The sequence below is a fragment of the Pseudomonas azerbaijanoccidentalis genome (assembly GCF_019145495.1).
In the GTDB taxonomy this organism is placed as follows: Bacteria; Pseudomonadota; Gammaproteobacteria; order Pseudomonadales; family Pseudomonadaceae; genus Aquipseudomonas; species Aquipseudomonas azerbaijanoccidentalis.
This window is the reverse complement of sequence record NZ_JAHSTU010000004.1, coordinates 94,595-121,392: the sequence shown is the minus strand read 5'-3', so window position 1 is coordinate 121,392 and position 26,798 is coordinate 94,595. Positions and strand designations below refer to the sequence as shown.

The window sequence follows — 26,798 nt, the reverse complement described above, 5'->3', positions numbered from 1 at the left end:
TTCGAGCAAATAGTACGGCGACCTTCGGGTCGCCATTTTTTATGCGTTCATACAGATCTACGTCGTATGAAAATTTGCTGTTTGGATAGTTTTTCCATCTGTTTAGCATTGACTCGTGCTTGCTCATAAGAGGGTAACGGTTCCTTGCCATAGTTTGGCGGTGGACGAAACGATTGCGTATAGCTGGGAGGTGGGTCGAAAATTGCTCCGACGGTGTCTGTTATGAGTCCGCCATTGCCATATCTGGCTCTTAAGTAAGATGTGACATTTTCCATGTGCACATCATAGGCACTGACGTTACTACTCCTTCTGGGTGGTGTGCCGGTTGAAGCAGAGCGTTGAATAGATATAGGTTGAATGTCCCCATTTGAGGTTCGCGGACTGTTGTTTGAATATGTTGATAATGATTCATACGAGGTGGCTGAACCAGGCGCACCTGGATGGCGTGCTTCTGTGCCGGCAAAAGCTAACTGGTCTTGGGTCGTCCAGGCAGGAGACTTCGCGTTTGGAAAGGGGTGGAGTCTGTTTGCCATTGGATTGTGAAATGGCGTCTCCGTATTGGGAGTAACACCAGGTGAGACGCGTGGTCTGCCCCTCATTAGTCCAATCGACCGCAGAATAGTTTTTAACCAAACTGGGGTATGCCCTGTAGGATCTCCTCCATTCACCGGATCTCCCACACAATACGCATAAGCATTTAGTCCACCCTCCCCAAACGGACTCCAACTGTCCGGGCTGTTAAACCGCATCAACACCGGGTTAAACGCCCGATAACCATTCCCTAACAAAAAACACCCCGTCACCGGATCCGGTCGTTCGCCGTTGAAGCCAAGCAGGCTGAGCAAACCGCTCTCTGCCGGGTGATGGCCATAAGGCGAGTAGGCAATGGGATGTGGCCGAGAGACATCGAGTACATACAAAACCGAACGCTGTTGATCAGTGGCAAGCAAACGCGTGTCCGCCACACCGCTCTGACGCTGCTGCTGAGCCAGCAGTCGATCATCGTGCTGCATGATCGAACGCTGCACCGCGCCTTGAATCTCGGTGGCCAGCCGATCTTTCAGATAAAAACGCCGGGTGACTGCCTGCGCCGAGGGCGTGCAATCAACCAATCGATCCAGCGGGTCATAGTGGTACCGGCAGAGCAACGTTTCACGATTGGGCAACATGGACTGTCTTCCTGAATGATTCATCGATCCAGGGTTTTACTGTGATGCAATCGGCCAGTCCTGCCTACTAGCAGATTTGATAGGGTCCCAACCTCTTCAACACCAGCCAGACCCCGGTCATGAAGTACAACCGCCAGCTGTTGCAGGCGATCAGTGGGATCGCATCAACAGCGCCGAAGTAGTGGGCGTGCAGGTCATCAGCTTGGATCAGGCGCCGGAAGGTTATGGCGAGTCTGATGCGGGCGTACCGAAAAGTTTGTGATTGATCCGCATGAGTTGTTTAGTGCGGCGTAAGGGTGGGTAAAAAAGGGCGACTTGATGTCGCCCTTTTTTGTGAGCGTGTTTTGAGTTTACTTACTGCTGAATGTTGAATATTTTATTTATGTCCGGATTCTGTGTGTAATTATCATCGTTGAATCTGATGAGGATTACGTCGTCATAAATGTGTTTACGTAAAACCAGCTCTTTGTGTTCTGGTATGAATTCATAGTCCTTGCCAAGTGATTTTTCGGAAGGGTTCTTAAGATATGCTGCTAGTAATCCATCAGTATTGCGGTCGAACATTTTTTTAGAGTTAAAGTTGGCATAACGTTGTGCTTTCGAAACATCCGGTGTTGTATAAAATCCAGGCCCATAGGAAAGGTTTGGAGCTGTACCAAATTCTGGTTTGGGACCGGTGCGTTGCATTTCTTTTGCAAACTTCTCTGAAGTTCCATGGAATCCAATAAGTGTATATTCGTCGTCTTTGATATTTATGCGAATAGGTGGTACTAAAGTTTCAATGGAAGGTTTTGATTTTTTAATCCATCCAAAGTGTCTAAGTGCCGGCTTAAAAAAGTTTGGAACGTGCCCGTTTTTGTCCACGTGATTAACAGGATCCCCCACACAATACGCATACGCATTCAACCCCCCCTTCCCAAACGGACTCCAACTGTCCGGGCTGTTAAACCGCATCAACACCGGGTTAAAAGCCCGATAACCATTCCCCAACAAATAACACCCTGTCACCGGATCCGGTCGTTCGCCGTTGAAGCCAAGCAGGCTGAGCAAGCCGTTCTCCGCCGGGCGATGACCATAGGGTGAGTAGGCGAGAGAATTAAACCGAGTCGCGTCGAGAACGTTCAACACAGAACGCTGTTGATCAGTGGCAAGCATATGAGTTTCCACGCCACGACTCTGACGCTGCTGCAGAGCCAGCAGTAGATCATCGTGCTGCATGATCGAACGCTGCACCGCGCCTTCAATCTCGGTGGCCAGTCGATCTTTCAGATAAAAACGCCGGGTGACTGCCTGTGCCGAGGGCGTGCAACCAACCAGTCGATCCAGTGGGTCGTAGTGGTACCGGCAGAGCAACGTTTCGCGATTGGGCAGCATGGACTGTCTTCCTGAATGATTCATCGATCCAGGGTTTTACTGTGGCTCAATCGACCAGCCTTGCCTACTAGCAGATCTGATAGGGTCGCCGGCATCAGAACTGCTTTGTGACGAGCGGCTGGGAAATGCACGCTGACCTGAGGAACACGCCCACGCTTTCCCGGTCAAACCGGCAGCTTTGCGCCCGTCAGCCGGGCGTTTTCATGACGCAAGAGGATGTCGGAATGAAGATTTCACGCGGTTTTGCATTGGCATCACTCATGACCCTGGCAGCCAGCCCGGTCTTCGCACAGTTCAGCCTGGGCGACGCAGCCAATGCCATTGCGGGGATGAAAGGCGAAAACGCGGCGACTGACGCGGCGCCTACTCCGGAAACGGCGGATCTGTTGGGTGCACTCAGCCAATTGAACATTACCCCGCAACAAGCCGTCGGGGGCACCGGAGCCATGTTGGGGTTGGCGAAGAATCAGTTGAGCTCGACCGATTATTCGGAACTGGCGAAAAGCGTGCCTGGCATCGACATACTCTCGGGTGGCGGCGAGTTGGGGGCACTGGCCGGTTTACTTGGCTCCAGCGGCAAGGCCGCCGGGCTGGATAACGCCTTGGGCAACGTCAAGGACACCACTGACCTGAACAACGCCTTCAGCGCCTTGGGCATGGACAGCGGCATGATCGGCCAGTTTGCCCCGGTGATCCTGCAATACCTCGGTCAGCAAGGCGTTGGCGGTTCGCTGCTGCAAAGCCTGGGCGGGATCTGGGGCACTGGCGTTACGGGTAGCTGATCAGCGGCCTTCGGCGCGCAAGGCGTCGATGCGTTGGTCCTTCTCGGTCCAGAGCAGGTTGACCCAGTTCTGGACCGTTTCACGAAACTGCGGATCGTTTTCGTAGTCGCCCTGCCACAGCGCCGGGTCGAGTTCGCGGGTCTTGATGTCGATGATGATTCTCGGCACGTTGCCACTGATCAGGTCCCAGAATCCCGGAATTGTCTGCTGCGGGTAAACCACCGTCACATCGAGAATCGCATCCAGCTGTTCGCCCATTGCCGCCAGCACAAACGCCACGCCGCCAGCCTTTGGCCTGAGCAGATGGCGGAACGGTGATTGCTGTTGGGCACATTTCGCGGCGGTGAAACGCGTGCCTTCCAGATAATTGACCACGGTCACCGGCTGCCGCTTGAACAGCTCGCAGGCCTGTTTGGTAATCTCCAGATCCTTGCCGGCCAATTCCGGATGCTTCGCCAGGAAGGCCTTGGTGTAGCGCTTCATGAACGGGTAATCCAGCGCCCACCAGGCCAGGCCCAGGAAGGGCACCCAGATCAGTTCTTTCTTGAGGAAGAATTTGAAAAACGGCGTGCGCCGGTTCAGCGTCTGGATCAGCGCCGGGATATCGACCCAGGATTGATGGTTACTGATCACCAGATACGAGGTGTCGCGCCGCAGGTCGTCGCCTCCGCGAATGTCCCATTGGGTAGGAATGCAGAAGCGGAAGATCAGTTTGTCGATCTCCGACCAGGTCTCGGCGATCCACATCACCGACCACGAGGCGTAATCACGAAAGCGTCCGGGCAGGACCAGTTTGAGCAGGGCAAACACCATCAACGGGCCGATCAGGACCAGGGTGTTGAGCAACAGCAGCAGGGTAACGAAACAGCCGGTGAGCAGGCGGCGCATAGGCAACTCTTGAAAGCGTTTGGGCGCGCCATGATAAGCAGCTTCGGGCGGCAGGCCAAATCGGTGCTGACGAATGTTTCACTTCCGTGCCGTTAAGCTTGTGGGAACGATCATGTGCACAACGGTCTAAAATCCCGCTGCTCACTTCTCATGGAAGCCCAATACGTGAAATCCCTACTCGCACTGCTTTCCCTCATCGCCCTGCCGGTCTTGGCCGCCGAGCCGACCCTGTACGGGCGTTACGAATACATTGCGCTGCCGGAAATCGGCGGTGAAGTGCTCAAAGCCAAAATGGACACCGGCGCGCTGACCGCGTCGCTGTCGGCCAAAGACATCGAAACCTTCACCCGCGACGGCGAAGACTGGGTGCGTTTCCGCCTCGCCACCAAAGATGCGAGCAATAAAGTTTACGAGCACAAGGTCGCGCGGATCAGCAAGATCAAGACTCGCTCCGAAGAAGACGAAGATGAGGACACCGCCGCGCCCACCAAGCGTCCGGTGGTCGATCTGGAATTGTGCCTGGGCAATGTGAAACGCACCGTCGAGGTCAACCTGACTGACCGCAGCAGCTTTAACTACCCACTGTTGATCGGCGCCAAGGCCCTGCGTGAGTTTGGCGCGGCGGTGAACCCGGCGAGAAGGTTTACGGCGGATAAGCCGGATTGTTGATTTTTCAAGGACGCCTACACGAGCTATTTAAGGAGATCTATACCTGTATTTTGCCGAATATAGTTAGCTCGTCTGATTTCCTGTATATCTGCGAGAACTGAAAACCTGTGACCTTCAGGATGGACGGACACCATATTCCTAAAAATTGATATCGATACATCGAAGTGACGGACATCCAGCTGCCCATTGGCTGCCCATATAGGAGTCGCTACATCAGGTACAAATATCTTCGGTGTTTTACGGAGGGGCGTGAACGGATATTCTTTCAGTGCGTTAGTGTAAAGAAGTGTGCTTTTTTTAAGATTTCCAATATTGAGTTTGTCCGTGTAGCTACCGATGACTTGAGCAATTGGCTCGCTATGGTGAATTTTCGAAACGGCGGTATTTATATCGTTGATATTTAATTTCGATGATGCTGTCGTTGTATTTTTTTTCGTTGTAGAAGCGCTTGCTGTGATTGGATAGGAGGAATGACCAGCACGCTTACGGTTAAGGTCCGTTCGTGAAATGGTTTTTGACTGATTGGATATTCTGGGTAATGGATTTTTTAAGGCGTTAAATACGTATACATGTCCTGTTGGGTCACTGCGATTTCTAGGGTCACCCTCGCAGTAAGCGTAAGAATTAATCCCTCCGTCCCCAAACGGACTCCAACTATCCGGACTATTAAACCGCATCAAAACCGGATTGAACTGCCGATAACCGTTCCCCAAATGATAATGTCCGGTCAGCGGATCTGGTTGTTCACCGTTAAACCCAAGCAGACTCATCAAGCCATTTTCCGCCGGACGATGACCATAGGGTGTATAGGCGATGTACTGAGGACGCGTTGCGGCCAAGGCACTTATTACTGAGTGCTGATGATCGGTTACCAACAGTATCGTTGTGCGCGAGTGTGTAGACATTGACCAATCTCCGTATCAGTTCCGAAAGGGCGGATTAACAGCATCAACCCGTTTTCAGCCATTGCCTACTATCAGAACTGCTAGGTACTACAGACCGGACCATTCATCTGCTCAGCTGGATTGACGCCGATTCTCCCTTGAGTCACCGTTCGCCCACTCAACCCCCACGCCCGGACGCCATGCCTCATATCCTGATTGTCGAAGACGAAGCGGCGATTGCCGACACCCTGATTTTCGCTTTGCAGGGCGAGGGCTTCACCACCACGTGGCTGACCCTCGGCGCGGCGGCGCTGGAGCATCAGCGGCAGACCCCGGCGGACCTGATCATCCTGGACATCGGTCTGCCGGATATCAGCGGCTTTGAAACCTGCAAGCAGTTGCGGCGTTTCAGCGAAGTACCGGTGATGTTCCTCAGTGCGCGGGATGGCGAAATCGATCGTGTGGTGGGCCTGGAGATCGGTGCCGATGATTACGTGGTCAAGCCCTTCAGCCCTCGTGAAGTAGCAGCGCGGGTCCGGGCGATTCTCAAACGCATGGTGCCGCGGGCTGTCGTCGAGCCGGCGTCTGCGCTGTTTCGCATCGACAATGAAAGAGTGCAAATCAGCTATCGCGGCGAGCCGCTGAGCCTGACCCGTCACGAATTCCGCTTGTTGCAATGTTTGCTCGATCAGCCCGAACGCGTCTTCAGCCGCGAACAGTTACTCGACGCGCTGGGCGTGGCCGCCGATGCCGGGTACGAGCGCAGCGTCGACAGCCACATCAAGAGCGTACGCGCCAAGTTGCGACGGGTGAAGGCCGACGCCGAGCCAATCCAGACCCATCGCGGCCTTGGTTACAGCTACAGCCCGGGACACAGCTGATGCCGTTGGGGATACGGATTTTTCTGGTCTACGTGCTGTTCATCGGTCTGACCGGCTACTTCGTGCTCAACACGGTGATGGAAGAAATTCGCCCGGGCGTGCGTCAGTCCACCGAGGAAACCCTGGTCGACACCGCCAACCTGATGGCGGAAATCCTGCGTGATGATTTCAAGGCTGGCACCCTGAATCAGAACCGCTGGCCCGAACTGCTCCGGGCCTACGGTGAGCGACAACCGGCGGCGAACATCTGGGGCTTGCCGAAGAATCAGGTCAACCACCGCATCTATGTCACCGATGCCAAAGGCGTGGTGGTGCTGGACTCCAGCAACGCAGCGGTGGGGCAGGATTATTCGCGCTGGAACGACGTTTACCTGACCTTGCGCGGCGAATATGGCGCGCGTTCGACACGCAGTGATCCCGACGACGCGACGTCCTCAGTGATGCACGTCGGCGCGCCGATTCGCGACAACGGGCGAATCATCGGCGTGGTGACCGTGGCCAAGCCCAACAGCTCGTTGCAGCCTTATGTGGATCGCACGGAACGCCGGTTGCTCGCATACGGCGCCGGGCTGATCGGCCTTGGCTTATTGTTCGGCGCACTGTTGTCGTGGTGGTTGAGCCGGGCATTGCGACGGTTGACCGCTTATGCACAAGCCGTGAGCGAGGGCCGACGGGTCGAAGTGCCGCATTACCGTGGCGGCGAGCTGGAGCAATTGGCGACGGCGGTGGAACAGATGCGCACGCAGCTTGAAGGCAAGGCCTACGTCGAGCGTTACGTGCACACCTTGACCCATGAACTGAAAAGTCCGTTGGCGGCGATTCGCGGTGCGGCGGAGTTGCTGCAAAGCGAAATGCCGTTGGCGCAGCGGCAGCGGTTTGTCGGCAACATCGACAGCGAAAGTGCGCGCATGCAGCAGTTGATCGAGCGGCTGCTGAATCTGGCACAGGTCGAGCAGCGCCAAGGGCTGGAGGAGCGGGTAGCGGTGCCATTGGCGGTTTTGGTGGACGGCCTGTTGAACGCACAAACGGCGCGGATCGAAGGCAAACAGTTGCGGGTAGAGCAAACAATTGCATCGGAACTGGCGTTGATCGGCGAACCGTTTCTGTTGCGTCAGGCGCTGGGCAATCTGCTGGACAACGCGCTGGATTTCACGCCGGTTCAAGGCGTGCTGCGTTTCACCGCTGAGCGGATCGGTGAGCAAGTCGAGTTCAAACTGTTCAACCAGGCCGAGCCGATTCCCGACTATGCATTGCCGCGTTTGAGCGAACGTTTCTACTCTTTGCCTCGCCCTGACAGTGGGCGCAAAAGCACTGGGCTTGGGCTTAATTTTGTTGAGGAAGTGGTCAAGTTGCATGGTGGGAGTCTTACGGTCGGTAATGTAGTTGGCGGTGTGCAGGTCAGTTTGCGTTTGCCTTCAATGCGCTAAAGATCGCAGCCTTCGGCAGCTCCTACAGGTGCACATCGATCCCAGTAGGCGCTGCCGAAGGCTGCGATCTTTTCCGAACTCCACACACTCTCCACATTCTCTCCACAAATCCCCCACACGGCCCCATCAGACTTTCCCCATCGAAAACAGGGAGAGTCCCATGAACCGCAGCCTTACCCTCAAACTAGGGGCGATCGCCCTGCTGATTCTGTTGTTGCTGATCCCGTTGCTGATGATCAACGGGGTAATCCAGGACCGGCAGCAACTGCGCGACGGCGTGCTCGAAGACATCGCCCGCAGTTCCAGTTACAGCCAGCAATTGAGTGGGCCGCTGATGGTGGTGCCGTATCGTAAAGTCGTGCGCACCTGGAAAACCCACGAAAAAACCAACAAGCGATATCAGGAAATCGGCGAGGAGCGCGGGCGCCTGTACTTTCTGCCGGAGCGCTTCGAACTCGACGGCGCCGTGCAGACGGAATTGCGCTCGCGGGGCATCTATCAGGCGCGATTGTTCCATGCCGACAACCGCATCAGCGGGCATTTTTCACTGCCAGCCCAACTGGGCATCAAGGAAGACTTCGCCGATTACCAATTCGACCAGCCGTTTTTGGCCGTCGGTATCAGCGACATTCGCGGCATCGAAAACGCGTTGAAACTCGAACTCAACGGCCAGAGCCTGGACTTCGTTCCCGGCAGTCAGGTTGGCTGGTTGGGCGAGGGCGTCCACGTGATCCTGCCGGTAGTGGACCCGAAGCAAGTCACTGAACTGGCCTTCGGTTTCGACTTGAAACTGCAAGGCACCGGCCAATTACAGATCTTGCCGGTGGGCAAGACCAGCAAGGTTTCGCTGAGTGCCAACTGGCCGCATCCGAGCTTCATCGGCAACTACTTGCCCGCGCAGCGCGAAATCACCGATCAGGGTTTCACCGCCAACTGGCAGACATCGTTTTTCTCCACCAACCTGCAAGAAATTTTGAACAGCTGCGTCTCCCGTGGCGGTTGCGAATCGCTGAGCAGTCGCAGTTTCGGCGTGAGCTTTATCGATCCGGTGGATCAGTATTTGAAAAGTGATCGGGCGATCAAATACGCGTTGCTGTTCATCGTCCTGACCTTCGCTGGTTTCTTCCTTTTTGAAGTGCTGAAAAGCCTCGCGGTGCACCCGGTGCAGTACGCGTTGGTGGGGGTGGCGCTGGCGTTCTTCTATTTGCTGTTGTTGTCGTTGTCCGAGCACATCGGCTTTGCCTTGGCGTATCTGTTGTCGGCCAGCGGTTGCGTGTTGTTGATCGGGTTTTACGTTTGTCACGTGCTGCGCAGCGTGCGACACGGGCTGAGTTTTTCGGCGGGATTGGCGGCGTTGTATGGGCTGCTTTATGGCTTGTTGAGTGCTGAGGATTACGCGCTGTTGATGGGCTCGCTGCTGCTGTTCGGGTTGCTCGGCGTGTTCATGGTGCTGACGCGAAAACTCGATTGGTATGGGGTGGGGCAGAAAGCGGCCAAGCCATTGGAGTTTGATATTGGAGCGGTGCAATGAGCCGGTCGCTGGGGTTGCGCGAAGACCAGCGGGAGGGAAGGGTATTGGCGATGCTGATTGCCGGATTGTTTCCGTTAGATTCGTTGTGGTGCCATCGCGAGCAAGCTCCCTCCCACATGAGATCGCAGTCAAAAGTGGGAGCGAGCCTGCTCGCGATAAGGCCGGGACAATCCGCGAAAATTTAAACCTTGGGCATCGTCGCAATCATCGATGGCCGCTGGCTCACCTCGAAATACCACGCCGCCAATTGCGGGTTTGCCGTGCGCCAGTCCAGGTCCGGATGGCGCAAGTCCACGTAACCCAAGGCACACGCCACGCTGATCGCGGCCACGTCAAAGTGGCTGGTCAGCTCGGCGATGGCGTCTTTTTCCAGCAACGCCAGGGCGCGACGGATTTTGTCGCGCTGGCCGTCGAGGTACGCATCCCAGTGTTTTTCCGGAGCGCGCAGGACGACTTCGTAGCGCACCAATACGGCCGCGTCCATGATGCCGTCGGCCAGCGAGGCCAGGGTCAGGCGCCGCCAGCGGGCCGAACCTTCGCGGGGGATCAGTGGGTTGCCGACGTGCTGGTGGTCGAGGTAATCGAGGATCACCCGGCTGTCGTGAATGACGTTGCCGTCGGCCAGGCGCAGGGCGGGGATTTTGCTCAGGGGGTTGTCGTCGATCAGCGTCAGGTCCGGGTCGACCGGAGTGAGCACGCAGTTCTGCAGGGCTACGCGGTCCAGTTGACCGGTTTCGTGCAGCAGCACCATGACTTTACGAACGAAGGGTGAAAGGGTGTTGTGGAACAGGGTCATGCTCGGGGCGGACATGGCAACGTCTCGATCGGTGGCAATGTCGGGCAGCATAGCGTGTTGAGCCGATAGCTCAACACCACAAACTCCCCTGTAGGAGTGAGCCTGCTCGCTCCTACAGGGATTGTGGTTTAGCTGGCTGGAACTGCAGCTTGTAGATTTGGGCCGGCCTGTTGAGGTTTGAGCTCACGGGCAACCGTCCAGACGATGAACGCGGCGATGATGTCGAAGATCGCCAGCACCACGAACAGCGGGCTGTAGCCGATCTTGGTCACCATCACGCCAAACACTAAAGTAAATGCTGCGGCGCCGAGGTAACCGAACATGCCGCCCATGCCGGTGGCGGTGGCCACTTCGTTTTTACCGAACGAGTCCGAGGTGATCGCATACAGCGCGCCGGACAAGGTCTGGTGGGCGAAGCCGCCAATGCACAGCAGCGCAATCGCGGTGTACGGGCTGGCGACCAAGCCGATGCAGGCAGGGCCGATCATGCAGGACGCGCCGAACAGCAGGACCATTTTGCGCGAGGTGAACAGCGAGACCTTGCAGTACTTGTGGAAGAACGGGCTCAGATAACCGCCGAGCACGCAGCCCAGGTCAGCAGCGAGGAACGGCAACCATGCAAACATCGCGATCTCTTTGATGTTCATGTGCCGCTCGGTCATCAGGTACAGCGGAATCCACGCATTGAACGTCTGCCAGGCCGGCTCGGAGAGAATCCGCGCGCTGGCGATGGCGTAGAAGTTGCGGCTGCCGATGATTTTCTTCCAGCTGCCTTTCTTGGTAGCCGGGTCTTTGAAGTGATCTTCCTGGCCGCTGAGGATGTACTCGCGCTCTTCATCACCCAGCAGCTTTTGATTGCGCGGGTGTTTGTAGAGCACCATCCACAAGAACGTCCAGGCCACACCCAGACCGCCAACGATCAGGAACGCCAGTTCCCAGCCGCTGTGCAAAATCGCCCAGACCACCAGTGGCGGTGCGAGCACGGCACCAATCGACGAACCGATGTTGAACCAGCCGATGGCCACCGAGCGCTCTTTGGCCGGGAACCATTCGGTGGACGTCTTGACCGCGGCCGGCAAGCCCGCCGCCTCCGTCAGCCCGAGCAGGCCCCGGAAAAATGCCAGCCCTTGCCAGCCGCTGGCCATGGCCGCCATTGCGCAGGCAACCGACCAGGCAAAGGCAAAAATCGCGAAGCCCATTTTGGTGCCGATGGCATCGATGATGTAGCCCGCCACCGGTTGCATCAGCGCGTAGCAAATCTGCCACGCGACGACGATGTGCGAATACTGCTCGGTGCTGATGTTCATTTCGCTCATCAGGGTGGGAGCGGCCACCGAGAGGGTATTGCGAGCCAGGTAGTTGACCATCAGGCCGGCCGTCACCAGGCCGACCATCCACCAGCGGATACCTTTGACTTTCATCACTTCACCGTCTTTTTTTGGATTTATTGTGGGTGCTGCCGTTGTTGTAAGTTGTCGTACAACGTACGCCTTTATAGAAGTGCAAGGGTTAAAGTGTCAACAAATATGTCAGAGAATTTGCGAGGTGAATCGACGGGAGGGGAGGTTGGGTCGTCGTATGACGTCGAGTTTTGATAACCCTGTAGGAGCTGCCGAAGGCTGCGATCTTTTGATTTGAAAACCCAGAGTCAAAAGATCGCAGCCTTCGGCAGCTCCTACAGGTGTCAGCGGCGTTGTAGGAGGCCGCGCAGGCCAAGAAGTGCCGGGACGCCCAGACCCAGCCAACTGAGGGAGTCCCAGAAGCCATCGCCCAGCAACGCGGCAAACAACCCTGTCGCGCTGAGCAAAGCAATAACGGTGGGCGCGGCAAACACCTTCCAGAAACTTGACTGCCGAGGCTTCATGCCACGCGCTCCGCTTTTTCCAGCACCGGTTTGGCGGCCTTGCGCCGCACCACCCAAAGGTAAACCCCGCTGCCGAGGACGATGATGGTCAGCACATCCAGCGTCGCCCACAGAATTTGCATCGGCATACCGCCGTAGTCACCGAAGTGCAGCGGCTGCGACATGCCCATGGCGTCCATGTACCACGGACGTTCGGCCACGGCGGTGACTTGCAGGGTGCTGGCGTCGATCAACACGGGCGTCAGCAGGTGCGAAGTCAAATGCGTGCTGCCTTTCATGAACACCGCGTAATGGTGCTCGCTGGAGAACCGCGTGCCGGGGAAGGCGATGAAGTCGGGCTGCATGCCCGGCGCGGCCTCTTTGGCGATGTCGAGCAGCCGCGTGGCCGGTGCCAATTGCGTCAGCGGCGGCGCGTCGCGGTATGGCGCGACCATCGCGCTCAGGCTGTCGTTACGCCACGCGGCGATCAGCAGGTCGGCACAAGCGCTGATCACGCCGGTCACGCCCACCACCAACGCCCAGGTCAACGTCACCACGCCGATCAGGTTATGCAGGTCGAGCCAGCGCAGGCGAGTGGATTTGTCCTGGCGCACCGTGGCGAATTTCAAGCGACGCATGAACGGCAGGTACAGCACCGTGCCCGACACAATCGCGACCACGAACAGCAAACCCATGAACGCCAGCAACAACTTGCCTGGCAACCCCGCAAACATGTCCACGTGCAGGCGCAACATGATCATCATGAAGCCGCCATTGGCCGATGGCATCTCCAGCGCTTCGCCGGTGCGGGCGTCGAGCATGAAGGTGTGTGACGAGTTCGGCTCGGTGCCCGCCGTGGCCGCCATGATGGCGATGGCGGCATTGGGCTCGTCTTCCTCGAAGCCGAAGTACTGCATGACTTCACCGGGCCGATGTTTTTCAGCCGCTTGTACAAGTTGCTGCAAATTCAGCTGCGGGGTGTCCGCCGGCATGACCTTCAACTCGGCGGCATCGCCTAGCAGGTGGTCGATCTCGTGGTGGAAGATCAACGGCAGGCCGGTCAATGCCAGCATCAGCAGAAACACGGTGCAGATCAGGCTGGACCAGGTGTGGACGAAGGACCAGCGGCGAATTGTTTTACTTTTCATTTCATAGCCTTCAGAAAAACCAAAGCCGCCCACGAAGGACGGCCTGGTCATAGGGCATGTGTGGTCAAGCCTTTACCACTTGTAAGTGGCGCTGGCGACGACACTGCGCTGGTCGCCGTAGTAGCAGTAGAAACTGTCGCAAGTCGAGATGTAGTCCTTGTCGAACAGGTTGGTCGCATTCAGCGCCAGCGAGGCACCTTTCAAGCTGTTGTCCAGACGGCCGAGGTCGTAGTGAACAGCCGCGTCGAACACGGTATAGGCGTCGGCCTTGCCCAGTTCGGTGTTGGCCTGGTCGCCGTAAGTATTGCCGGTATAGCGAACACCGCCGCCGATACCGAAACCGTCGAGAACGCCGTTGTGCCAAGTGTAATCGGTCCACAGCGATGCTTGCTGGTTAGGCATCAGTTGCAGGCGATTGCCCTTGAAGGCGCCGTCTTGAACTTCAGATTTGGCCAGGGTGTACGCGGCGATGACCTTGAGGTTCTCGGTCACGTCGGAAACCGCTTCCAACTCCAGGCCTTTGACTTTCACTTCACCGGTCTGGCTGGTGATCGAAACGTTGTCCGAGTTGGTGGTGGTGACCGAGACGTTTTTCTGGGTCAGGTTGTAGATCGCCGCGGTCAGCAAGGTATCGCTGCCCGGAGGCTGGTACTTGATACCCAGTTCCCATTGCTCGCCTTCGGTCGGTTTGAACGAATCGGTTGGCGAGGCGGTGGCGTTGCTGGTTGGCTGGAACGACTCGGCGTACGACAGGTACGGCACGAAACCGTTGTCGAACACGTAACTGATCGCTGCGTTACCGCTGAAGTTGCTGTCGCGCTCAGTGTTGGTCGCATCACCCTTGTTGAAGAATTTGGTGCTGGTGTGGACCCAGTCCTCACGCCCGCCGAGTGTCAGGCGCCATTGGTCGAGGGCCATCTGGTCCTGGACGTAGAGGCCGGTCTGATAGGTTTTCTGATCGTAGTCGTAGAACGCACTGGAGCGTGGTGGGCGCACGATTTCCACGCCCCGCACCGGGTTGTTCACGTTGGTCGCTGGGGCACTGCCGAAGATCGAGGTGTAGTTGGTGTTGCTGCGTTGATGATCGAGACCGAGCAGCAGGGTGTGACTGACATCGCCGGTGGCGAAGTCGGCCTGGAAGTTGTTGTCCACGGCGAACTGGCTGATGTCTTCGTCGACGCTGGTGGTCGAGCGGCCAACGTTGCCGTCGTTGTCGACTTGGGTGAACGGGTAGGCGCCGACGGTGATGCCCTGAAAGGACAAATCAGACTTGGTGTAGCGCAGGTTCTGACGGAACTGCCAGACATCGTTGAGGCGATGTTCGAACGCATAGCCCAGTGCGTAATAGGTGCGGTCGTAGTATTCCCAGTCCGGATCGCCCAGGTTCTTGTGGTGGGAAACATCGCCGAACGGCATGTTGATCTTGGTGCCCTGGACCGGCAGGAACTGGCTGGTGATGCCGGTATCATCACGGGTGAATTGCGTGAGCAGGGTGAATTTGGTGTCTTCGTCGATGTTCCAGGTCAGGCTTGGCGCGATGTTGTAGCGCTTGTTGTCGACGTGGTCGATCTGGGTGCCGCTGTCGCGCACTACGCCACTCAGGCCATAGAGGAACTGGCCTTCATCGTCGATCTTGCCGGTGCTGGCGAAGTTGATCTGACGATGATTGTCGCTGCCGTATTGCAGTTGGATTTCGTTGCTCGACTCAGCGCTGGGACGGCGGCTGACCATGTCCAGCAGGCCACCCGGTGGGGTCTGGCCATAGATCGATGAGGCCGGACCGCGCAGCAGTGCAAGGCGGTCGAGGTTCCAGGTTTCCTGTTTCGGGTTGGCGTACACACCTTTTGGCAGTGGCAGGCCATCGAGGAACTGGGTGGGTTCAAAGCCACGCACGCGCAACCAGTCGGCGCGGGTGTCGCTGCCATAGCTGCTGGCAGTGATGCCGGGCATGTAGCGCACGGCATCGTCGAGGCTGTGCACGTTGCGGTCGTCCATCTGCTCTCGGGTTGCCACGGAAATCGAACGGGGTACTTCAACCAGCGCGGTATCGGTCTTGGTGCCGGCTGCGGTGCGTTTGGCCAGATAGCCTTGCACCGGGCCCCAGGCGCTTTCAGGGTCTGCTTCCACGCCAATCACGCTGGTTGCTGGCAAAGCCATAGCGCCTTCAGGCACCGCCACCAAGGTGTAGCTGCCGGTAGCGCTTTGTTCCAGTTGCAACCCAGTCCCCCGCAACGCTTCACGCAAAGCGCTGTCGGCATCGAACTGGCCGTTGACCGGGGCCGAGGTCTTGCCCGCAGCCAACGATGGGTTCAGCGACAGCGCGATGCCGGCCTGGCTGGCGATCTGGTTCAAGGTGCTGGCCAATGGCGCGGCCGGCAGGTTGTAAGCGCGAACGCTGGATGCCTGTTCAGCGGCGATCAGTTGGCTGCTGGCCAAAGGGGTGCAAAGAGCAATGGCAACCGCCAGCAAACTGGGGCGCAACAAGGTGTCTAGCGAACGGGACATACAGCGGCTCCTGAAAGGGAATACTTCTCAATTGCCTAGGTGCCGAACGAAACTCGAAAAGTGATAGGGCTGGATGAAAATAATTTAGATTCAGCAATTCGTAGCGAGGTTGAAGCCTGATCGCGAGCAGACACTCGACACCGCGTCAGGGCTTGGCATCGCTCTTGGCCGCCACCGTTACCCACCATTGGGTGTGCTGTTCAATCTGCACCGGCAAAGTCGGAAGCAGCGCATTCAGGGCCAGGTCGGTGTCATGCAACGGGAAACTGCCGGTGATCCGCAGGTCCGCCACTTGCGGTGCCACGCCCAGATGCCCGCGCCGATAGCGCCCGAGTTCGTGCACCAGATCCTCCAGCCGCGCGTTGTCCACCACCAGCATGCCGCGGGTCCAGGCATCCGCGCCGAGATTGAGCGCCGCCACCGGCCCCAGGCCGTCATTGCGGATCAGCACTTGCTGGCCTTCACTCAGAATCTGTTCGTCGGTGTTCGATTGCGGATGGGCCGCCACCGCCGATTTCAAAACGCTCAGACGCGTACCTTCTTCTTCGCGCTTGACCAGGAAACGCGTACCCAAGGCCCGCATGCTGCCTTCGCGAGTTTCGACGATAAAGGGCCGGGCATCGCCATGACCGGTTTCGACGAGAATTTCCCCTTCCTGCAGGATCACCAGGCGCTGCTTTGCATCGAAGCGCACGTCCACCGCGCTGTGGGTGTTGAGGTTGATCAACGTGCCGTCGGCCAGTCGAATGCTGCGCTGTTCGCCAGTGGCAGTGCGTTGGTCGGCCAACCAGTAGTCGACCGGCAGGTAACGCTCACCGGCAAACAGCGCCAAGCCGAGCACCGCAACGACGCTGGCCACGCCGCTGCCGAGCTTGCGCACTCGGCGACGAATGCTTTCTCGCGATTGCAGCAAGGCTGTACGGGCCGGGCCGCTGGCGACGCTGAAGCGTTGGTCGAGCATGCCCAGCTGACGCCAGGCGCGGGCGTGCTCTTCGTGGGCCGCGTGCCATTTGGCGAACTCTTCGCGCTCCACCGGGTTGCCGGAGTCGAGCGACAATTGCCAGGCAATGGCGGCGTCGAGCACTTGTGCCGACACCGGCTTGGAACTGAGCGGACTCATGTCGGCTCACCGTACAACGCGATGTAGCACTGGCGGACGCCTTGGGCCAGGTACTGGCGCACGCGCGGCACCGATACACCGAGCTGTTCGGCAATTTCCGCGTGGCCAAGGCCATCGAGACGGTTGTAGAGAAACGCCGCCCGCGCTTTGCTTGAGAGCTTGCCGAGCAGGCGGTCGATGTTTTTCAGATCTTCGAGGATCATTTGCTGTTCTTCCACCGACGGTTGCTCGGCTTCGGGAAGCAGCATCAGTTCGGTGAGGTAAGCCTGTTCAAGCGCAGCGCGGCGGAAGTAATCAAACAGCAGGCCCTTGGCAATCGCCACCAGAAAGGCCCGGGGCTCGCGCGGCTCCTTGAGTTCTTCACGGCCCAGCAAGCGCACGAACGTGTCCTGGCTCAAGTCCTCGGCCCGCTGCGGGCAAGCGACGTTGCGACGTAGCCAATTCAATAGCCAACCGCGATGGTCGCGATAAAGCGCACCGACGAGCTCACTTTGAGGGCTTGGGACTGACGACACGCAGCATCACCGTTTGGGAAGTGTTAACTAACGAGAATAGTTCGCGATTGTGTCAGAGGCGAGGGAGGTAAAGCAATTGGCGTTGGTCGGGTGTTTTGACTTGGCACAAAACCCTGTAGGAGCTGCCGAAGGCTGCGATCTTTTGACTTTGGTTTTCAAGATCCAAAGATCGCAGCCTTCGGCAGCTCCTACGTAGGCATCATCGCTATTAGAAGGAAGGCGTCTGCTGGCGCCGCTTCCACTGATTCAACCGCTGCTGCAAATTCAGCGGGCTGTGAATCTGCTGCTGTCGGGCTCGGCTGAACAGGATCAACGCCAGTTCGGCCGTGGCCAATGCATCGGCACTGGCGTTATGGCGCTCGAACACTTCCAGCTTGAACCAGTCGATCCACTCGTCCAACCCGGCCTCGCGAATGTGCGCTTGTGGACAGACCAGCGGGGCAATGTCCGCCACATCCATAAAGCTGTGCTGCAACTTGTAGCCCAGATGCTCTTTCAGTGCGCGGCCGAGCATGTGCTGATCGAAGGGCGCATGAAAGGCCAGCAACGGACTGTCGCCGACGAACTCCATGAAATCGAGCAGCGCCTGGGCCGGATCGCTGCCGGCGGCGATGGCGCTGGGGCCGAGGCCGTGAATCAACACGCTGGGTCCGAGTTTGGCGTCGGCGCATTGCAGGGTGCGTTCGAACTGCTGGCTGAAGTCGATCGCGCCGTCCTCGATCACCACCGCGCCGATGGACAACACCCGATCCTTGTTCAGGTTCAGCCCAGTGGTTTCCAGGTCGAGCACCACCCAGCGTTGTTCGCGCAGGCTGCACTCGCTCAACGTGCCCGCCGCAGGCAAATGTTGCAGGCGCTGTTGCAGTTCACCGGACAGGCTCGGACCGGCCGGACGCAGCCATGAAAACAGACTCATAGCTGATACCGCAGGGCCAGACTGCTTTGCAGGCGTTGTGCCTGGCGCAGGGATTCACGCAGGATTCGCCGGTCCAGATGATTCAGGCTGTCCGGGTCGACGCGGTTGGAGTAAGGCAAATTCTCGCGGGTTTGCAGTTGATGCTGTTGCATGCGGGTTTGCTGGATGAAGTGATAGGCCTCTTCGTACGCCGCACCGTCCAGAGGCTCGATGATCTCTTTGTCCACCAGTTGGCGAAAACGCTCCAGGGTGTTGTTGGTTTCGATGCCATGGGCCAGGGCCAGTAACCGTGCGCCGTCGACGAAGGGCGTCAGGCCCTGGATCTTCAGGTCCAGCGTGGCTTTCTCGCCATTTTTACGCGCCAGGACAAACTCGCGGAAACGTCCTACGGGCGGGCGATTGCGCAACGCGTTTTCGGCCAGCATGCGCTGGAACAAACGGTTGTCGGCGACCTGGTCGAGAATCCCGCGACGCAACTGCTCGCACCCTTGCTCGCTGCCCCAGACCACGCGCAGGTCGAAATAGATGCTCGAACCCAGCAGATTCTCCGGCGTCGCTTCGCGGATAAATGCGGCAAAACGACGTGCCCATTCAATACGGGACAAACACAGCTCGGGGTTGCCGGCCATGATGTTGCCCTTGCACAGCGTGAAGCCACATAACGCCAGGCTGAGGTTGATCTGATGGGCGATGGGCAGCAACTTGCCGCGAATCTCGGCGGCATGGGCCGCGTCCCGCGCCTCGAACAGAATGCCGTTGTCCTGGTCGGTGTGCAGCGTTTGCTCGCGTCGTCCTTCGCTGCCGAAACACAGCCAGCTGAACGCCACACCAGGATCACCCTTCTCGGCGAGAGTCAGTTCAATCACCCGGCACACGGTGTGGTCGTTGAGCAGGGTGATGATGTGAGTGATCTGCGTCGAGGACGCGCCATGGGCAAGCATGCGTTCGACGAGTTGGCCGATCTCGCCACGGATGGCCACCAGGTTCTCCACGCGCGGCGCATTGCGGATGGTCCGCGCCAGGTGCACCAGGTCGACCCGTTGCAGTGAAAACAGATCGCGCTCGGACACCACGCCACACAGGCGTTGATCCTTGACCAGACAGACGTGGGCGATATGCCGCTCGGTCATGGCAATCGCAGCGTCGAAAGCGCTGTGGTCCGGTGTCAGGTAAAACGGCGAGGGGGTCATGTGTCGTTCGATGGCTTCGGCAAAATCTCCGGCGGCATTGGCCACCACGTGCCGCAGGTCGCGCAGGGTGAAAATCCCCAACGGCGCCTGGTGTTCATCGACCACCACAATGCTGCCCACTTGCTGCTCGTGCATCAGCGTCACGGCTTCACGCAGGGGCGTGCTCGGACCGCACATGACCGGATGGCGCATGGCCAATTCGCCCAGGCGAGTATTGAGCGAGTACTGGGTGCCGAGGGTTTCCACGGCTTTTTGCTGGACCTGTTGATTGACCTGATCCAGCAGGCTGCTTACGCCGCGTAGGGCAAAGTCGCGAAAGATGCCGGAAATGGCGAAGAGCTTGATGAACGCGAGCTTGTTCAGTTGTAGGCAAAAGGTGTCTTCGGCCGCCAGGTGTTCCGTGCGCGTCGCACGTTCACCCAACAATGCGGCGAGCGGAAAACACTCGCCGGTGGTGATCTCGAAAGTGGTTTCCGTACCGCCCTTGGCCGAATGAGGACGCTCACCCACGACCCGGCCTTGCTTGACGATGTAGAAGTGTTCAACCGGGCCATCGGTGGGCTTGATGATGCTCTCACCGGGCGCATAAAAACGCAGCTGACATTGCTCAACCAGGTACGCCAGATGGGCGTGTTCCATCTGATTGAAAGGCGGGAATCGCTGAAGGAATTGCAAAGTGCCCTGGATGTTCTGCAACACCGCGGTTTTCCCTGCCTGTGTGAAGGCGTCCGCTTTACTCATAACCATTACCGCAGTCTTTTTTGGAGTTGTTGTTGTCGGGTGACTCAACCATGGTCGACCCCTGCGGCCGGGGTGCCCATTGGACGTAAGTCTAGGTAGGCCGTAAACGTGATGTATTGTCAGAAATCCCTTACGCAAACGTGAGAAAAACCTCTCCATTTGCCTCTTGGAAAAATATCCGACGAAGTGCACATTGAAGGTCTGCTTAGCGATGTCTCACCACTGTGCTAGGGAACTGACTTGAACATGTAGAGAACGCCATGTCCGACCACGATATTTTGAGTGACGCCGAGCGCGAAGCGCTGAGTGCTGTCATGCAGGAACCCGAACTGCCGCCGCAGCGGGTGCTGATCGTCGACGACGACAAGGACGCCCGAGAGTTACTGTCGGAGATTCTGGCGCTGGACGGTATTCGCTGCATGACAGCGGCCAGTGGCGAAACTGCACTCAAAATGTTGGAAGAGAAACCTTCGATCGGCCTGGTGATTACCGATCTGCGAATGGGACATGTCGATGGCCTGGACCTGATCCGCCAAGTCCGCGAGTCGGTGCGGGCGGCGATGCCAATCATCATTGTCTCGGGCGATGCCGACGTAAAAGACGCCATTGCCGCGATGCATTTGAGCGTGGTGGATTTTCTGCTCAAGCCTATCGATACCGGCAAGTTGCTGGGGCTGGTCAGGCATGAGTTGGGGATGGATTTGTAAGCCGCCAGAAAGATCGCAGCCTTCGGCAGCTCCTACAGGGAAACGCAAATCCCATGTAGGAGCTGCCGAAGGCTGCGATCTTTTGATCTTCACGTAATAAAAAGCCCCGGCTCTTTCGAGTCGGGGCTTTTTCATGTCCGGCGTAAACGCTCTGTTACAGGCCGTTGGCAGCCTTGAACTCGCGACGACGACGGTGCAGGACCGGCTCGGTGTAGCCGTTCGGCTGCTTGGTGCCTTCGACCACCAGTTCGACTGCTGCCTGGAAGGCGATGTTGCTGTCGAAGTTCGGGGCCAGTGGGCGGTACAGCGCGTCACCGGCGTTCTGACGGTCAACCACCGGCGCCATGCGCTTGAGGCTTTCCATCACTTGCTCTTCGGTGACGATGCCATGACGCAGCCAGTTGGCGATGTGCTGGCTGGAAATACGCAGCGTCGCACGGTCTTCCATCAGGCCGACATCGTTGATGTCCGGCACTTTCGAGCAACCAACGCCCTGGTCGATCCAGCGCACCACATAACCAAGAATGCCCTGGGAATTGTTGTCCAGTTCGTTCTTGATCTGTTCGGCGGTCCATTGCGGGTTCACCGCCAGCGGAATGGTCAGGATGTCGTCCACCGAGGCGTGCGCACGTTTGGCCAGTTCGGCCTGACGGGCAAACACATCAACCTTGTGGTAGTGCAGCGCGTGCAGGGCAGCGGCGGTTGGCGAAGGTACCCAAGCGGTGTTGGCACCGGCCAGTGGGTGAGCGATTTTCTGTTCGAGCATCGCCGCCATCAGGTCGGGCATGGCCCACATGCCTTTACCGATTTGTGCGCGACCTTGCAGGCCGGTGCTCAAGCCGATATCGACGTTGGAGTTCTCGTAGGCGCCGATCCATTTTTCCGCCTTCATGTCGGCCTTGCGCACCATCGGGCCGGCTTCCATGGAGGTGTGGATTTCGTCGCCCGTGCGGTCGAGGAAACCGGTGTTGATGAACACCACGCGCTCGCTGGCAGCCTTGATGCAGGCCTTGAGGTTGACCGTGGTACGGCGCTCCTCGTCCATGATCCCGACTTTGAGGGTGTTGCGCGGAAGGCCCAGCACGTCTTCGATGCGACCGAACAGTTCGTTGGTGAACGCCGCTTCTTCAGGCCCGTGCATCTTCGGCTTCACGATGTAGATGGAGCCGGTGCGGGTGTTTTTGCGCGAGGTGTTGCCGTTCAGGTTGTGCATCGATGCCAGGCAAGTCACCAGGCCATCGAGAATGCCTTCCGGCACTTCGTTACCGTCTTTGTCGAGGATCGCATCGATGGTCATCAGGTGACCGACGTTGCGCACAAACAACAGCGAACGACCGTGCAGGTTTACCGCGTTACCGTCGACGCCGGTGTAGGCGCGGTCGGCGTTCATGGTGCGGGTAAACGTCTTGCCACCCTTGGCCACTTCTTCCGACAGATCGCCCTTCATCAGGCCGAGCCAGTTGCGGTAGATCACCACTTTGTCATCGGCATCGACGGCGGCGACGGAGTCTTCGCAGTCCATGATGGTGGTCAGTGCGGCTTCCATCAGGATGTCTTTGACGCCGGCTGCGTCGGTCTGGCCGACCGGGGTGCTGGCATCGACCTGGATTTCGAAATGCAGGCCGTTGTTTTTCAGCAGGATCGCGGTCGGTGCCGAAGCTTCGCCCTGGAAGCCGATCAGTTGCGCATCGTTGCGCAGGCCGCTGTTGCTGCCGCCTTTAAGGGCGACCACCAGTTTGCCGTCGACGATTTTGTAGCTGGTGGAATCGACGTGGGAGCCGGCCGCCAATGGCGCCGCTTCGTCGAGGAAGGCGCGGGCGAAGGCGATGACCTTGTCGCCGCGTACCTTGTTGTAGCCTTTGCCTTTTTCCGCGCCGTCAGCTTCGCTGATGGCGTCGGTGCCGTAGAGCGCGTCGTACAGCGAACCCCAGCGGGCGTTCGAAGCATTGAGAGCGAAGCGGGCATTCATCACCGGCACCACCAGCTGTGGACCGGCCATGCGGGCGATTTCTTCATCGACGTTTTGCGTCGTTGCCTGGAAATCGGCCGCTTCTGGCAGCAGATAACCGATGTCTTGCAGGAAGGCTTTATAGGCCACAGCGTCGTGCGCCTGACCTGTACGCTCCTGGTGCCAGGCATCGATACGAGCCTGGAAATCATCGCGTTTGGCGAGTAGGGCTTTGTTCTTCGGTGCCAGGTCATGAATGACCTTGTCGGCACCGGCCCAGAACTTATCGGCGGTGAGGCCGGTACCGGGAATGGCTTCGTTGTTCACGAAGTCGAACAGGACTTTGGCGACCTGCAGGCCACCGACTTGAACGTGTTCAGTCATTGCTTGCCTCACTCTGCTCAGCTATTTCGCTTTTCAGCTCTTCAATTTAACAATGAAGCCTCTGGCCATTTAAACCACAAACCCTGCGACCAGTACATGCCATTTCTGACGGCTGGGTGGTGACCAATCAACGGCTTGAGGGCCTTGCTGACGGGGCTTTCAGGGATGCGACTGCGCCTGTGGCAGACATCGATCCAACGTTATGTAGTGCGCGCTGCGGCATACTACATGATGAATTGCGCTTGTGAAAATTAGACTAATTACGTCGTTCTGCGACCCCGTGACGCATTGCAGTCACGTCGGGGATCGGGATGTTCTCAAAAAACTATGAGATTGTTCCAGTTAAATATAAAAAGTTGTACACGATTTGTTGTTTGCTGCTGGCCGGCGCTGCACCGGACCGCTGGCAAGCCAGCGCCTGCAGGGGCTGCGTAATCCCTCTAGGAGCTGGCTTGCCAGCGATGGCGTCAGCCGATTCAGCGCAGCAATCACCCTTGCCTATACTTCTCTTTCAATAACAAAAGAGGACTGCGCCATGGACCACCTCGTACTCACCGTTTTCGCACCGGACAAGCCAGGGCAGGTCGAGCGCATCGCCCAATGCATTGCCGAGCAGGGGGGCAACTGGCTGGAAAGCCGCATGTCGCGCATGGCCGGGCAGTTCGCCGGGATTCTTCGGGTGGGGGTGCCGGCGGAAGCCTACGATTCACTGGTCGATGCCTTGCAAGGGTTGTCGGCCCACGGCATTCGCGTATTGATTGCCGAAAGCGGCATCGAGCAGTCCTGCACCTGGAAACCCATCGCCATGGAACTGGTGGGCAACGATCGCCCCGGCATCGTGCGTGACATCACCCGCTTGTTGAGCGAGCAGGGCGTCAACCTTGAAAGACTGGTCACTGAAGTTCGCCCGGCGCCGATGAGCAGCGAGCCGTTGTTCCACGCCGAGGCCATTCTGGCGGTGCCACTGACCCTTTCTCTGGACGTGCTGCAATCACGTCTGGAAACCCTGGCGGACGATCTGATGGTGGAATTGGTGCTGCGCAGTGAAACTTGATCGGGTTATCCAAGTTTAACGTGCACCTGCTTGTGGATAACCTGTAGAAACTGCCCGCCAGGCCACGCCGGCCGGGGCTTTTCAGGATTTGATCAAAAAACCAGCAGTTTCAGTCACTTGCGCACAAACGGCGGGGATCACGCTGTGGATAACCTTGGGAAGGAACGATGCAGGCCACGTAAAACGTGGCCTGCAGGACTTTGAGCGTTTTTTGATCAGCTGCGTCGACGCAGGCTGAGCCACGCATCAACGCTATACACCGCCAAACCGGCCCAGATGAATATGAAGGCCACCAATGTGCTGGACGACAAGTGTTCGCCAAACAGCAGCACGGCCTGCAACAGCACCAACGTCGGGGCCAGGTACTGGAGGAATCCCAGCGTCGTGTAGGGCAAATGCCGCGCGGCGGCGTTGAAACACACCAGGGGCACCAGCGTGACCGGACCTGCGGCTACCAGCCACCAAGCCTCGGAGGTGGTCCAGAACTCAGGTTGAGCGCTTGCTGCCGTCGAATTAAACAGCAACCAGGCGATGGCGATCGGCACCAACATCCAGGTTTCCACCACTAACCCCGGCAACGCCTTGACCGGCGCCTGCTTGCGAATCAGCCCGTAGAAACCGAAGGTCAGCGCCAGCACCAGCGACACCCACGGCAAACTGCCCACTTGCCACACCTGCTGGGCCACGCCGACGCCTGCCAGGCCTACCGCAATCCATTGCATGCGGCGCAGACGCTCACCGAGCATCAGCATCCCCAGCAACACGTTGACCAGCGGGTTGATGTAGTAACCGAGACTGGCTTCGAGCATGCGCCCGTTGTTCACCGACCAGACATAGGTCAGCCAGTTGGCGGCGATCAAGGTGCCGCTCAGGGCCAGGATCGCCAGGCGCTTCGGATTTTCGCGCAGCTCGCGCCACCACCCCGGGTGCTTCCAGACCAGCAGCAACAGGGCACCGAATAGCGCCGACCACAGCACGCGGTGAATGATGATCTCCACGGCAGGCACGTTGGCGATGGCTTTGAAGTAGATCGGGAAAAGACCCCAGATGATGTAGGCACTCAGGCCCAGTATGTACCCGCGACGCGGGTTGGCGGCTTGCATGCAGAATCCTTGCTTAGGCAGCTAACAAAGAAGGGATTGTAAGGTGGTTGTATAGATGTGTCGTGTCAGAAAAAAGATCGCAGCCTTCGGCAGCTCCTACAGGGTGTACACATTTCCACTGTAGGAGCTGCCGAAGGCTGCGATCTTTTGATCTTGAATTAAAAAAGTTTCAGCGGTTCTTCATTCAGTGCCGCCAACTGTTCACGCAACGCCAACACCTGATCGCCCCAATAGCGCTCGGTGCCGAACCAAGGAAAGCTGCGCGGGAAGGCTGGGTCATCCCAGCGGCGGGCGAGCCAGGCGCTGTAGTGCATCAGGCGCAGGGCACGCAGCGGTTCGATCAGCGCCAGTTCACGTGGGTTGAAGTCATGGAACTCGTTGTAGCCGTCCATCAGTTCCGACAACTGCCCCAGGCAGTCCTGACGGTCGCCCGCCAGCATCATCCAGATGTCCTGTACCGCCGGGCCCATGCGACAGTCGTCGAGGTCGACGATATGGAACATCTCGTCGCGGCACATCATGTTGCCGGGGTGGCAATCGCCGTGCATGCGGATGTTCTGGTGCGGCGTATTGCTGTAGGCATCTTCCACGCGCTTGAGCAGATCGCGGGCGACGGACTCGTAGGCCGGAAGCAAGCTGCGGGGAATGAAGTTGCCTTCGAGCAAGGTTGTCAGCGAGTCATGGCCGAAATTCTGCACCGCCAAGGCTTCGCGATGTTCGAACGGCTTGGTCGAGCCCACGGCGTGCAGGCGCCCGAGCAGTTGCCCCAGGCGATACAGTTGATCGAGATTGCCCGGCTCCGGCGCCCGGCCGCCACGGCGAGGGAACAGGGTGAAGCGAAAGCCGTTGTGTTCGTGCAGGGTTTCACCGTTGTGGATCATCGGCGCAACCACGGGGACATCGACCCCGGCGAGTTCGAAGGTGAACTGGTGTTCTTCCAGAATCGCTTCGTTGGTCCAGCGCTGTGGGCGGTAGAACTTGGCGATCAGCGGTTCGGAGTCTTCGATGCCGACCTGATACACGCGGTTCTCATAGCTGTTGAGCGCCAGAATGCGCGCGTCGCTCAAGAAGCCGATGCTTTCGACGGCATCGAGCACGAGGTCTGGGGTGAGGGTTTCAAACGGGTGGGCCATGCTGACTCCTGCGCGCAGCAGGCTGCTGCGTCCGGCCAGGCATGGTAGCGCAGACGGACGCAGTTGGGTGGTGTGACTGTGCTGACGCCA

Annotated in this window: 23 protein-coding genes and 1 pseudogene; 8 read left to right on the top strand and 16 right to left on the bottom strand. The window is 58.2% G+C overall.

Going from position 1 to position 26,798, the window contains the following annotated elements; all coding sequences use genetic code 11:
* Positions 1 to 47 precede the first annotated feature (47 nt).
* Entirely contained in the window at positions 48 to 1,169 is a 1,122-nt protein-coding gene (locus KVG88_RS31090; protein WP_225934025.1) for an RHS repeat-associated core domain-containing protein, read from the bottom strand.
* Positions 1,170 to 1,264: 95 nt separating this feature from the next.
* On the opposite strand from KVG88_RS31090, the pseudogene KVG88_RS14725 reads away from it, so the two are divergent.
* A pseudogene (locus tag KVG88_RS14725) lies at positions 1,265 to 1,463 on the top strand (formaldehyde dehydrogenase, glutathione-independent); the annotation flags it as partial.
* Positions 1,464 to 1,523: 60 nt separating this feature from the next.
* Here KVG88_RS14725 and KVG88_RS14720 read toward each other — a convergent pair.
* The gene (locus tag KVG88_RS14720) at positions 1,524 to 2,543 is read right to left on the bottom strand and encodes an RHS repeat-associated core domain-containing protein (RefSeq protein WP_217871900.1); all 1,020 of its coding nucleotides are present in this window, start codon (positions 2,541 to 2,543) and stop codon (positions 1,524 to 1,526) included.
* A 224-nt stretch (positions 2,544 to 2,767) separates the two neighbouring features.
* Between KVG88_RS14720 and KVG88_RS14715 the strand changes: the two genes are divergently transcribed.
* A complete protein-coding gene (locus tag KVG88_RS14715; RefSeq protein ID WP_150705252.1) occupies positions 2,768 to 3,325 on the top strand; it encodes a DUF2780 domain-containing protein in 558 nt (185 codons plus the stop codon).
* On the opposite strand, the gene yihG is transcribed toward KVG88_RS14715, so the two are convergent.
* Positions 3,326 to 4,213, bottom strand: coding sequence for a 1-acylglycerol-3-phosphate O-acyltransferase, YihG family (gene yihG / locus KVG88_RS14710; protein WP_217871899.1), 888 nt, complete (start codon positions 4,211 to 4,213; stop codon positions 3,326 to 3,328).
* A 165-nt stretch (positions 4,214 to 4,378) separates the two neighbouring features.
* Here yihG and rloA2 point away from each other — a divergent pair, with 165 nt between their 5' ends.
* Positions 4,379 to 4,882, top strand: a complete 504-nt coding sequence (gene rloA2, locus KVG88_RS14705; RefSeq protein WP_217871898.1) for a retropepsin-like aspartic peptidase RloA2 — start codon at positions 4,379 to 4,381, stop codon at positions 4,880 to 4,882.
* A gap of 23 nt (positions 4,883 to 4,905) precedes the next feature.
* On the opposite strand, the gene KVG88_RS31085 is transcribed toward rloA2, so the two are convergent.
* Positions 4,906 to 5,787: an RHS repeat-associated core domain-containing protein gene (locus KVG88_RS31085; protein ID WP_225934024.1), complete on the bottom strand. Its 882-nt coding sequence runs from the start codon at positions 5,785 to 5,787 to the stop codon at positions 4,906 to 4,908.
* 179 nt (positions 5,788 to 5,966) lie between these two features.
* On the opposite strand from KVG88_RS31085, the gene creB reads away from it, so the two are divergent.
* The 3 genes from creB (at position 5,967) to creD (ending at position 9,605) form a co-directional block, all read left to right on the top strand.
* Entirely contained in the window at positions 5,967 to 6,647 is a 681-nt protein-coding gene (creB, locus tag KVG88_RS14695) for a two-component system response regulator CreB (RefSeq protein WP_217871897.1), read from the top strand.
* Complete coding sequence (gene creC / locus KVG88_RS14690) at positions 6,647 to 8,074, top strand: two-component system sensor histidine kinase CreC (protein ID WP_217871896.1); 1,428 nt, start codon at positions 6,647 to 6,649, stop codon at positions 8,072 to 8,074. The genes creB and creC overlap by 1 nt, the downstream gene beginning before the upstream one ends.
* Positions 8,075 to 8,234: 160 nt before the next feature.
* Positions 8,235 to 9,605 carry a cell envelope integrity protein CreD gene (creD, locus tag KVG88_RS14685; RefSeq protein ID WP_217871895.1) on the top strand — a complete coding sequence of 457 codons (1,371 nt, stop codon included), beginning with the start codon at positions 8,235 to 8,237 and terminating at the stop codon, positions 9,603 to 9,605.
* Positions 9,606 to 9,786: 181 nt separating this feature from the next.
* Here creD and KVG88_RS14680 read toward each other — a convergent pair whose 3' ends face one another.
* The 9 genes from KVG88_RS14680 to KVG88_RS14640 form a co-directional block, all read right to left on the bottom strand.
* Positions 9,787 to 10,416: a glutathione S-transferase gene (locus KVG88_RS14680; RefSeq protein WP_217871894.1), complete on the bottom strand. Its 630-nt coding sequence runs from the start codon at positions 10,414 to 10,416 to the stop codon at positions 9,787 to 9,789.
* A gap of 113 nt (positions 10,417 to 10,529) precedes the next feature.
* Positions 10,530 to 11,822 (bottom strand): MFS transporter, encoded by a 1,293-nt coding sequence (locus KVG88_RS14675; RefSeq protein WP_217871893.1) that lies wholly within the window; start codon positions 11,820 to 11,822, stop codon positions 10,530 to 10,532.
* A 263-nt stretch (positions 11,823 to 12,085) separates the two neighbouring features.
* A complete protein-coding gene (locus tag KVG88_RS14670) occupies positions 12,086 to 12,265 on the bottom strand; it encodes a hypothetical protein (RefSeq protein ID WP_217871892.1) in 180 nt (59 codons plus the stop codon).
* Positions 12,262 to 13,392 carry a PepSY-associated TM helix domain-containing protein gene (locus tag KVG88_RS14665; RefSeq protein ID WP_150703884.1) on the bottom strand — a complete coding sequence of 377 codons (1,131 nt, stop codon included), beginning with the start codon at positions 13,390 to 13,392 and terminating at the stop codon, positions 12,262 to 12,264. Before KVG88_RS14665 ends, KVG88_RS14670 begins: the two co-directional genes overlap by 4 nt.
* 72 nt (positions 13,393 to 13,464) lie before the next feature.
* Entirely contained in the window at positions 13,465 to 15,897 is a 2,433-nt protein-coding gene (locus KVG88_RS14660; protein ID WP_217871891.1) for a TonB-dependent siderophore receptor, read from the bottom strand.
* A gap of 145 nt (positions 15,898 to 16,042) precedes the next feature.
* Positions 16,043 to 17,017 carry a FecR domain-containing protein gene (locus KVG88_RS14655; protein WP_217871890.1) on the bottom strand — a complete coding sequence of 325 codons (975 nt, stop codon included), beginning with the start codon at positions 17,015 to 17,017 and terminating at the stop codon, positions 16,043 to 16,045.
* Positions 17,014 to 17,532 (bottom strand): RNA polymerase sigma factor, encoded by a 519-nt coding sequence (locus KVG88_RS14650; protein WP_217871889.1) that lies wholly within the window; start codon positions 17,530 to 17,532, stop codon positions 17,014 to 17,016. The genes KVG88_RS14655 and KVG88_RS14650 overlap by 4 nt, the downstream gene beginning before the upstream one ends.
* 208 nt (positions 17,533 to 17,740) lie before the next feature.
* Complete coding sequence (locus KVG88_RS14645; RefSeq protein WP_150703880.1) at positions 17,741 to 18,448, bottom strand: 3'-5' exonuclease; 708 nt, start codon at positions 18,446 to 18,448, stop codon at positions 17,741 to 17,743.
* Complete coding sequence (locus KVG88_RS14640; protein ID WP_217871888.1) at positions 18,445 to 20,385, bottom strand: putative nucleotidyltransferase substrate binding domain-containing protein; 1,941 nt, start codon at positions 20,383 to 20,385, stop codon at positions 18,445 to 18,447. The genes KVG88_RS14645 and KVG88_RS14640 overlap by 4 nt, the downstream gene beginning before the upstream one ends.
* A 254-nt stretch (positions 20,386 to 20,639) precedes the next feature.
* Here KVG88_RS14640 and KVG88_RS14635 point away from each other — a divergent pair, with 254 nt between their 5' ends.
* A complete protein-coding gene (locus KVG88_RS14635) occupies positions 20,640 to 21,086 on the top strand; it encodes a response regulator (protein ID WP_150703878.1) in 447 nt (148 codons plus the stop codon).
* Between the two features lie 154 nt (positions 21,087 to 21,240).
* Here the strand turns inward: KVG88_RS14635 and KVG88_RS14630 are convergent, their stop codons facing one another.
* Positions 21,241 to 23,418, bottom strand: coding sequence for a malate synthase G (locus tag KVG88_RS14630; RefSeq protein WP_217871887.1), 2,178 nt, complete (start codon positions 23,416 to 23,418; stop codon positions 21,241 to 21,243).
* Positions 23,419 to 23,953: 535 nt separating this feature from the next.
* Here KVG88_RS14630 and KVG88_RS14625 point away from each other — a divergent pair.
* A complete protein-coding gene (locus KVG88_RS14625) occupies positions 23,954 to 24,472 on the top strand; it encodes a glycine cleavage system transcriptional repressor (protein WP_150703876.1) in 519 nt (172 codons plus the stop codon).
* Between the two features lie 215 nt (positions 24,473 to 24,687).
* On the opposite strand, the gene rarD is transcribed toward KVG88_RS14625, so the two are convergent.
* Both rarD and KVG88_RS14615 read right to left on the bottom strand, forming a co-directional pair.
* Positions 24,688 to 25,575, bottom strand: coding sequence for an EamA family transporter RarD (gene rarD / locus KVG88_RS14620; protein WP_217871886.1), 888 nt, complete (start codon positions 25,573 to 25,575; stop codon positions 24,688 to 24,690).
* Positions 25,576 to 25,733: 158 nt separating this feature from the next.
* Entirely contained in the window at positions 25,734 to 26,708 is a 975-nt protein-coding gene (locus KVG88_RS14615) for a serine/threonine protein kinase (RefSeq protein ID WP_150703874.1), read from the bottom strand.
* Positions 26,709 to 26,798: the final 90 nt, after the last annotated feature.

Coding starts and splice junctions, on each gene's coding strand:
- creB (WP_217871897.1), top strand. CDS start 5,967: ATGCCTCATATCCTGATTGTCGAAGACGAAGCGGCGATTGCCGACACC.
- KVG88_RS14665 (WP_150703884.1), bottom strand. CDS start 13,392: ATGAAAAGTAAAACAATTCGCCGCTGGTCCTTCGTCCACACCTGGTCC.
- KVG88_RS14625 (WP_150703876.1), top strand. CDS start 23,954: ATGGACCACCTCGTACTCACCGTTTTCGCACCGGACAAGCCAGGGCAG.
- KVG88_RS14660 (WP_217871891.1), bottom strand. CDS start 15,897: ATGTCCCGTTCGCTAGACACCTTGTTGCGCCCCAGTTTGCTGGCGGTT.
- KVG88_RS14615 (WP_150703874.1), bottom strand. CDS start 26,708: ATGGCCCACCCGTTTGAAACCCTCACCCCAGACCTCGTGCTCGATGCC.
- KVG88_RS31090 (WP_225934025.1), bottom strand. CDS start 1,169: ATGTTGCCCAATCGTGAAACGTTGCTCTGCCGGTACCACTATGACCCG.
- creD (WP_217871895.1), top strand. CDS start 8,235: ATGAACCGCAGCCTTACCCTCAAACTAGGGGCGATCGCCCTGCTGATT.
- KVG88_RS14630 (WP_217871887.1), bottom strand. CDS start 23,418: ATGACTGAACACGTTCAAGTCGGTGGCCTGCAGGTCGCCAAAGTCCTG.
- KVG88_RS14645 (WP_150703880.1), bottom strand. CDS start 18,448: ATGAGTCTGTTTTCATGGCTGCGTCCGGCCGGTCCGAGCCTGTCCGGT.
- KVG88_RS14655 (WP_217871890.1), bottom strand. CDS start 17,017: ATGAGTCCGCTCAGTTCCAAGCCGGTGTCGGCACAAGTGCTCGACGCC.
- KVG88_RS31085 (WP_225934024.1), bottom strand. CDS start 5,787: ATGTCTACACACTCGCGCACAACGATACTGTTGGTAACCGATCATCAG.
- KVG88_RS14715 (WP_150705252.1), top strand. CDS start 2,768: ATGAAGATTTCACGCGGTTTTGCATTGGCATCACTCATGACCCTGGCA.
- yihG (WP_217871899.1), bottom strand. CDS start 4,213: ATGCGCCGCCTGCTCACCGGCTGTTTCGTTACCCTGCTGCTGTTGCTC.
- KVG88_RS14720 (WP_217871900.1), bottom strand. CDS start 2,543: ATGCTGCCCAATCGCGAAACGTTGCTCTGCCGGTACCACTACGACCCA.
- KVG88_RS14675 (WP_217871893.1), bottom strand. CDS start 11,822: ATGAAAGTCAAAGGTATCCGCTGGTGGATGGTCGGCCTGGTGACGGCC.
- KVG88_RS14640 (WP_217871888.1), bottom strand. CDS start 20,385: ATGGTTATGAGTAAAGCGGACGCCTTCACACAGGCAGGGAAAACCGCG.
- rarD (WP_217871886.1), bottom strand. CDS start 25,575: ATGCAAGCCGCCAACCCGCGTCGCGGGTACATACTGGGCCTGAGTGCC.
- KVG88_RS14670 (WP_217871892.1), bottom strand. CDS start 12,265: ATGAAGCCTCGGCAGTCAAGTTTCTGGAAGGTGTTTGCCGCGCCCACC.
- KVG88_RS14680 (WP_217871894.1), bottom strand. CDS start 10,416: ATGTCCGCCCCGAGCATGACCCTGTTCCACAACACCCTTTCACCCTTC.
- KVG88_RS14635 (WP_150703878.1), top strand. CDS start 20,640: ATGTCCGACCACGATATTTTGAGTGACGCCGAGCGCGAAGCGCTGAGT.
- creC (WP_217871896.1), top strand. CDS start 6,647: ATGCCGTTGGGGATACGGATTTTTCTGGTCTACGTGCTGTTCATCGGT.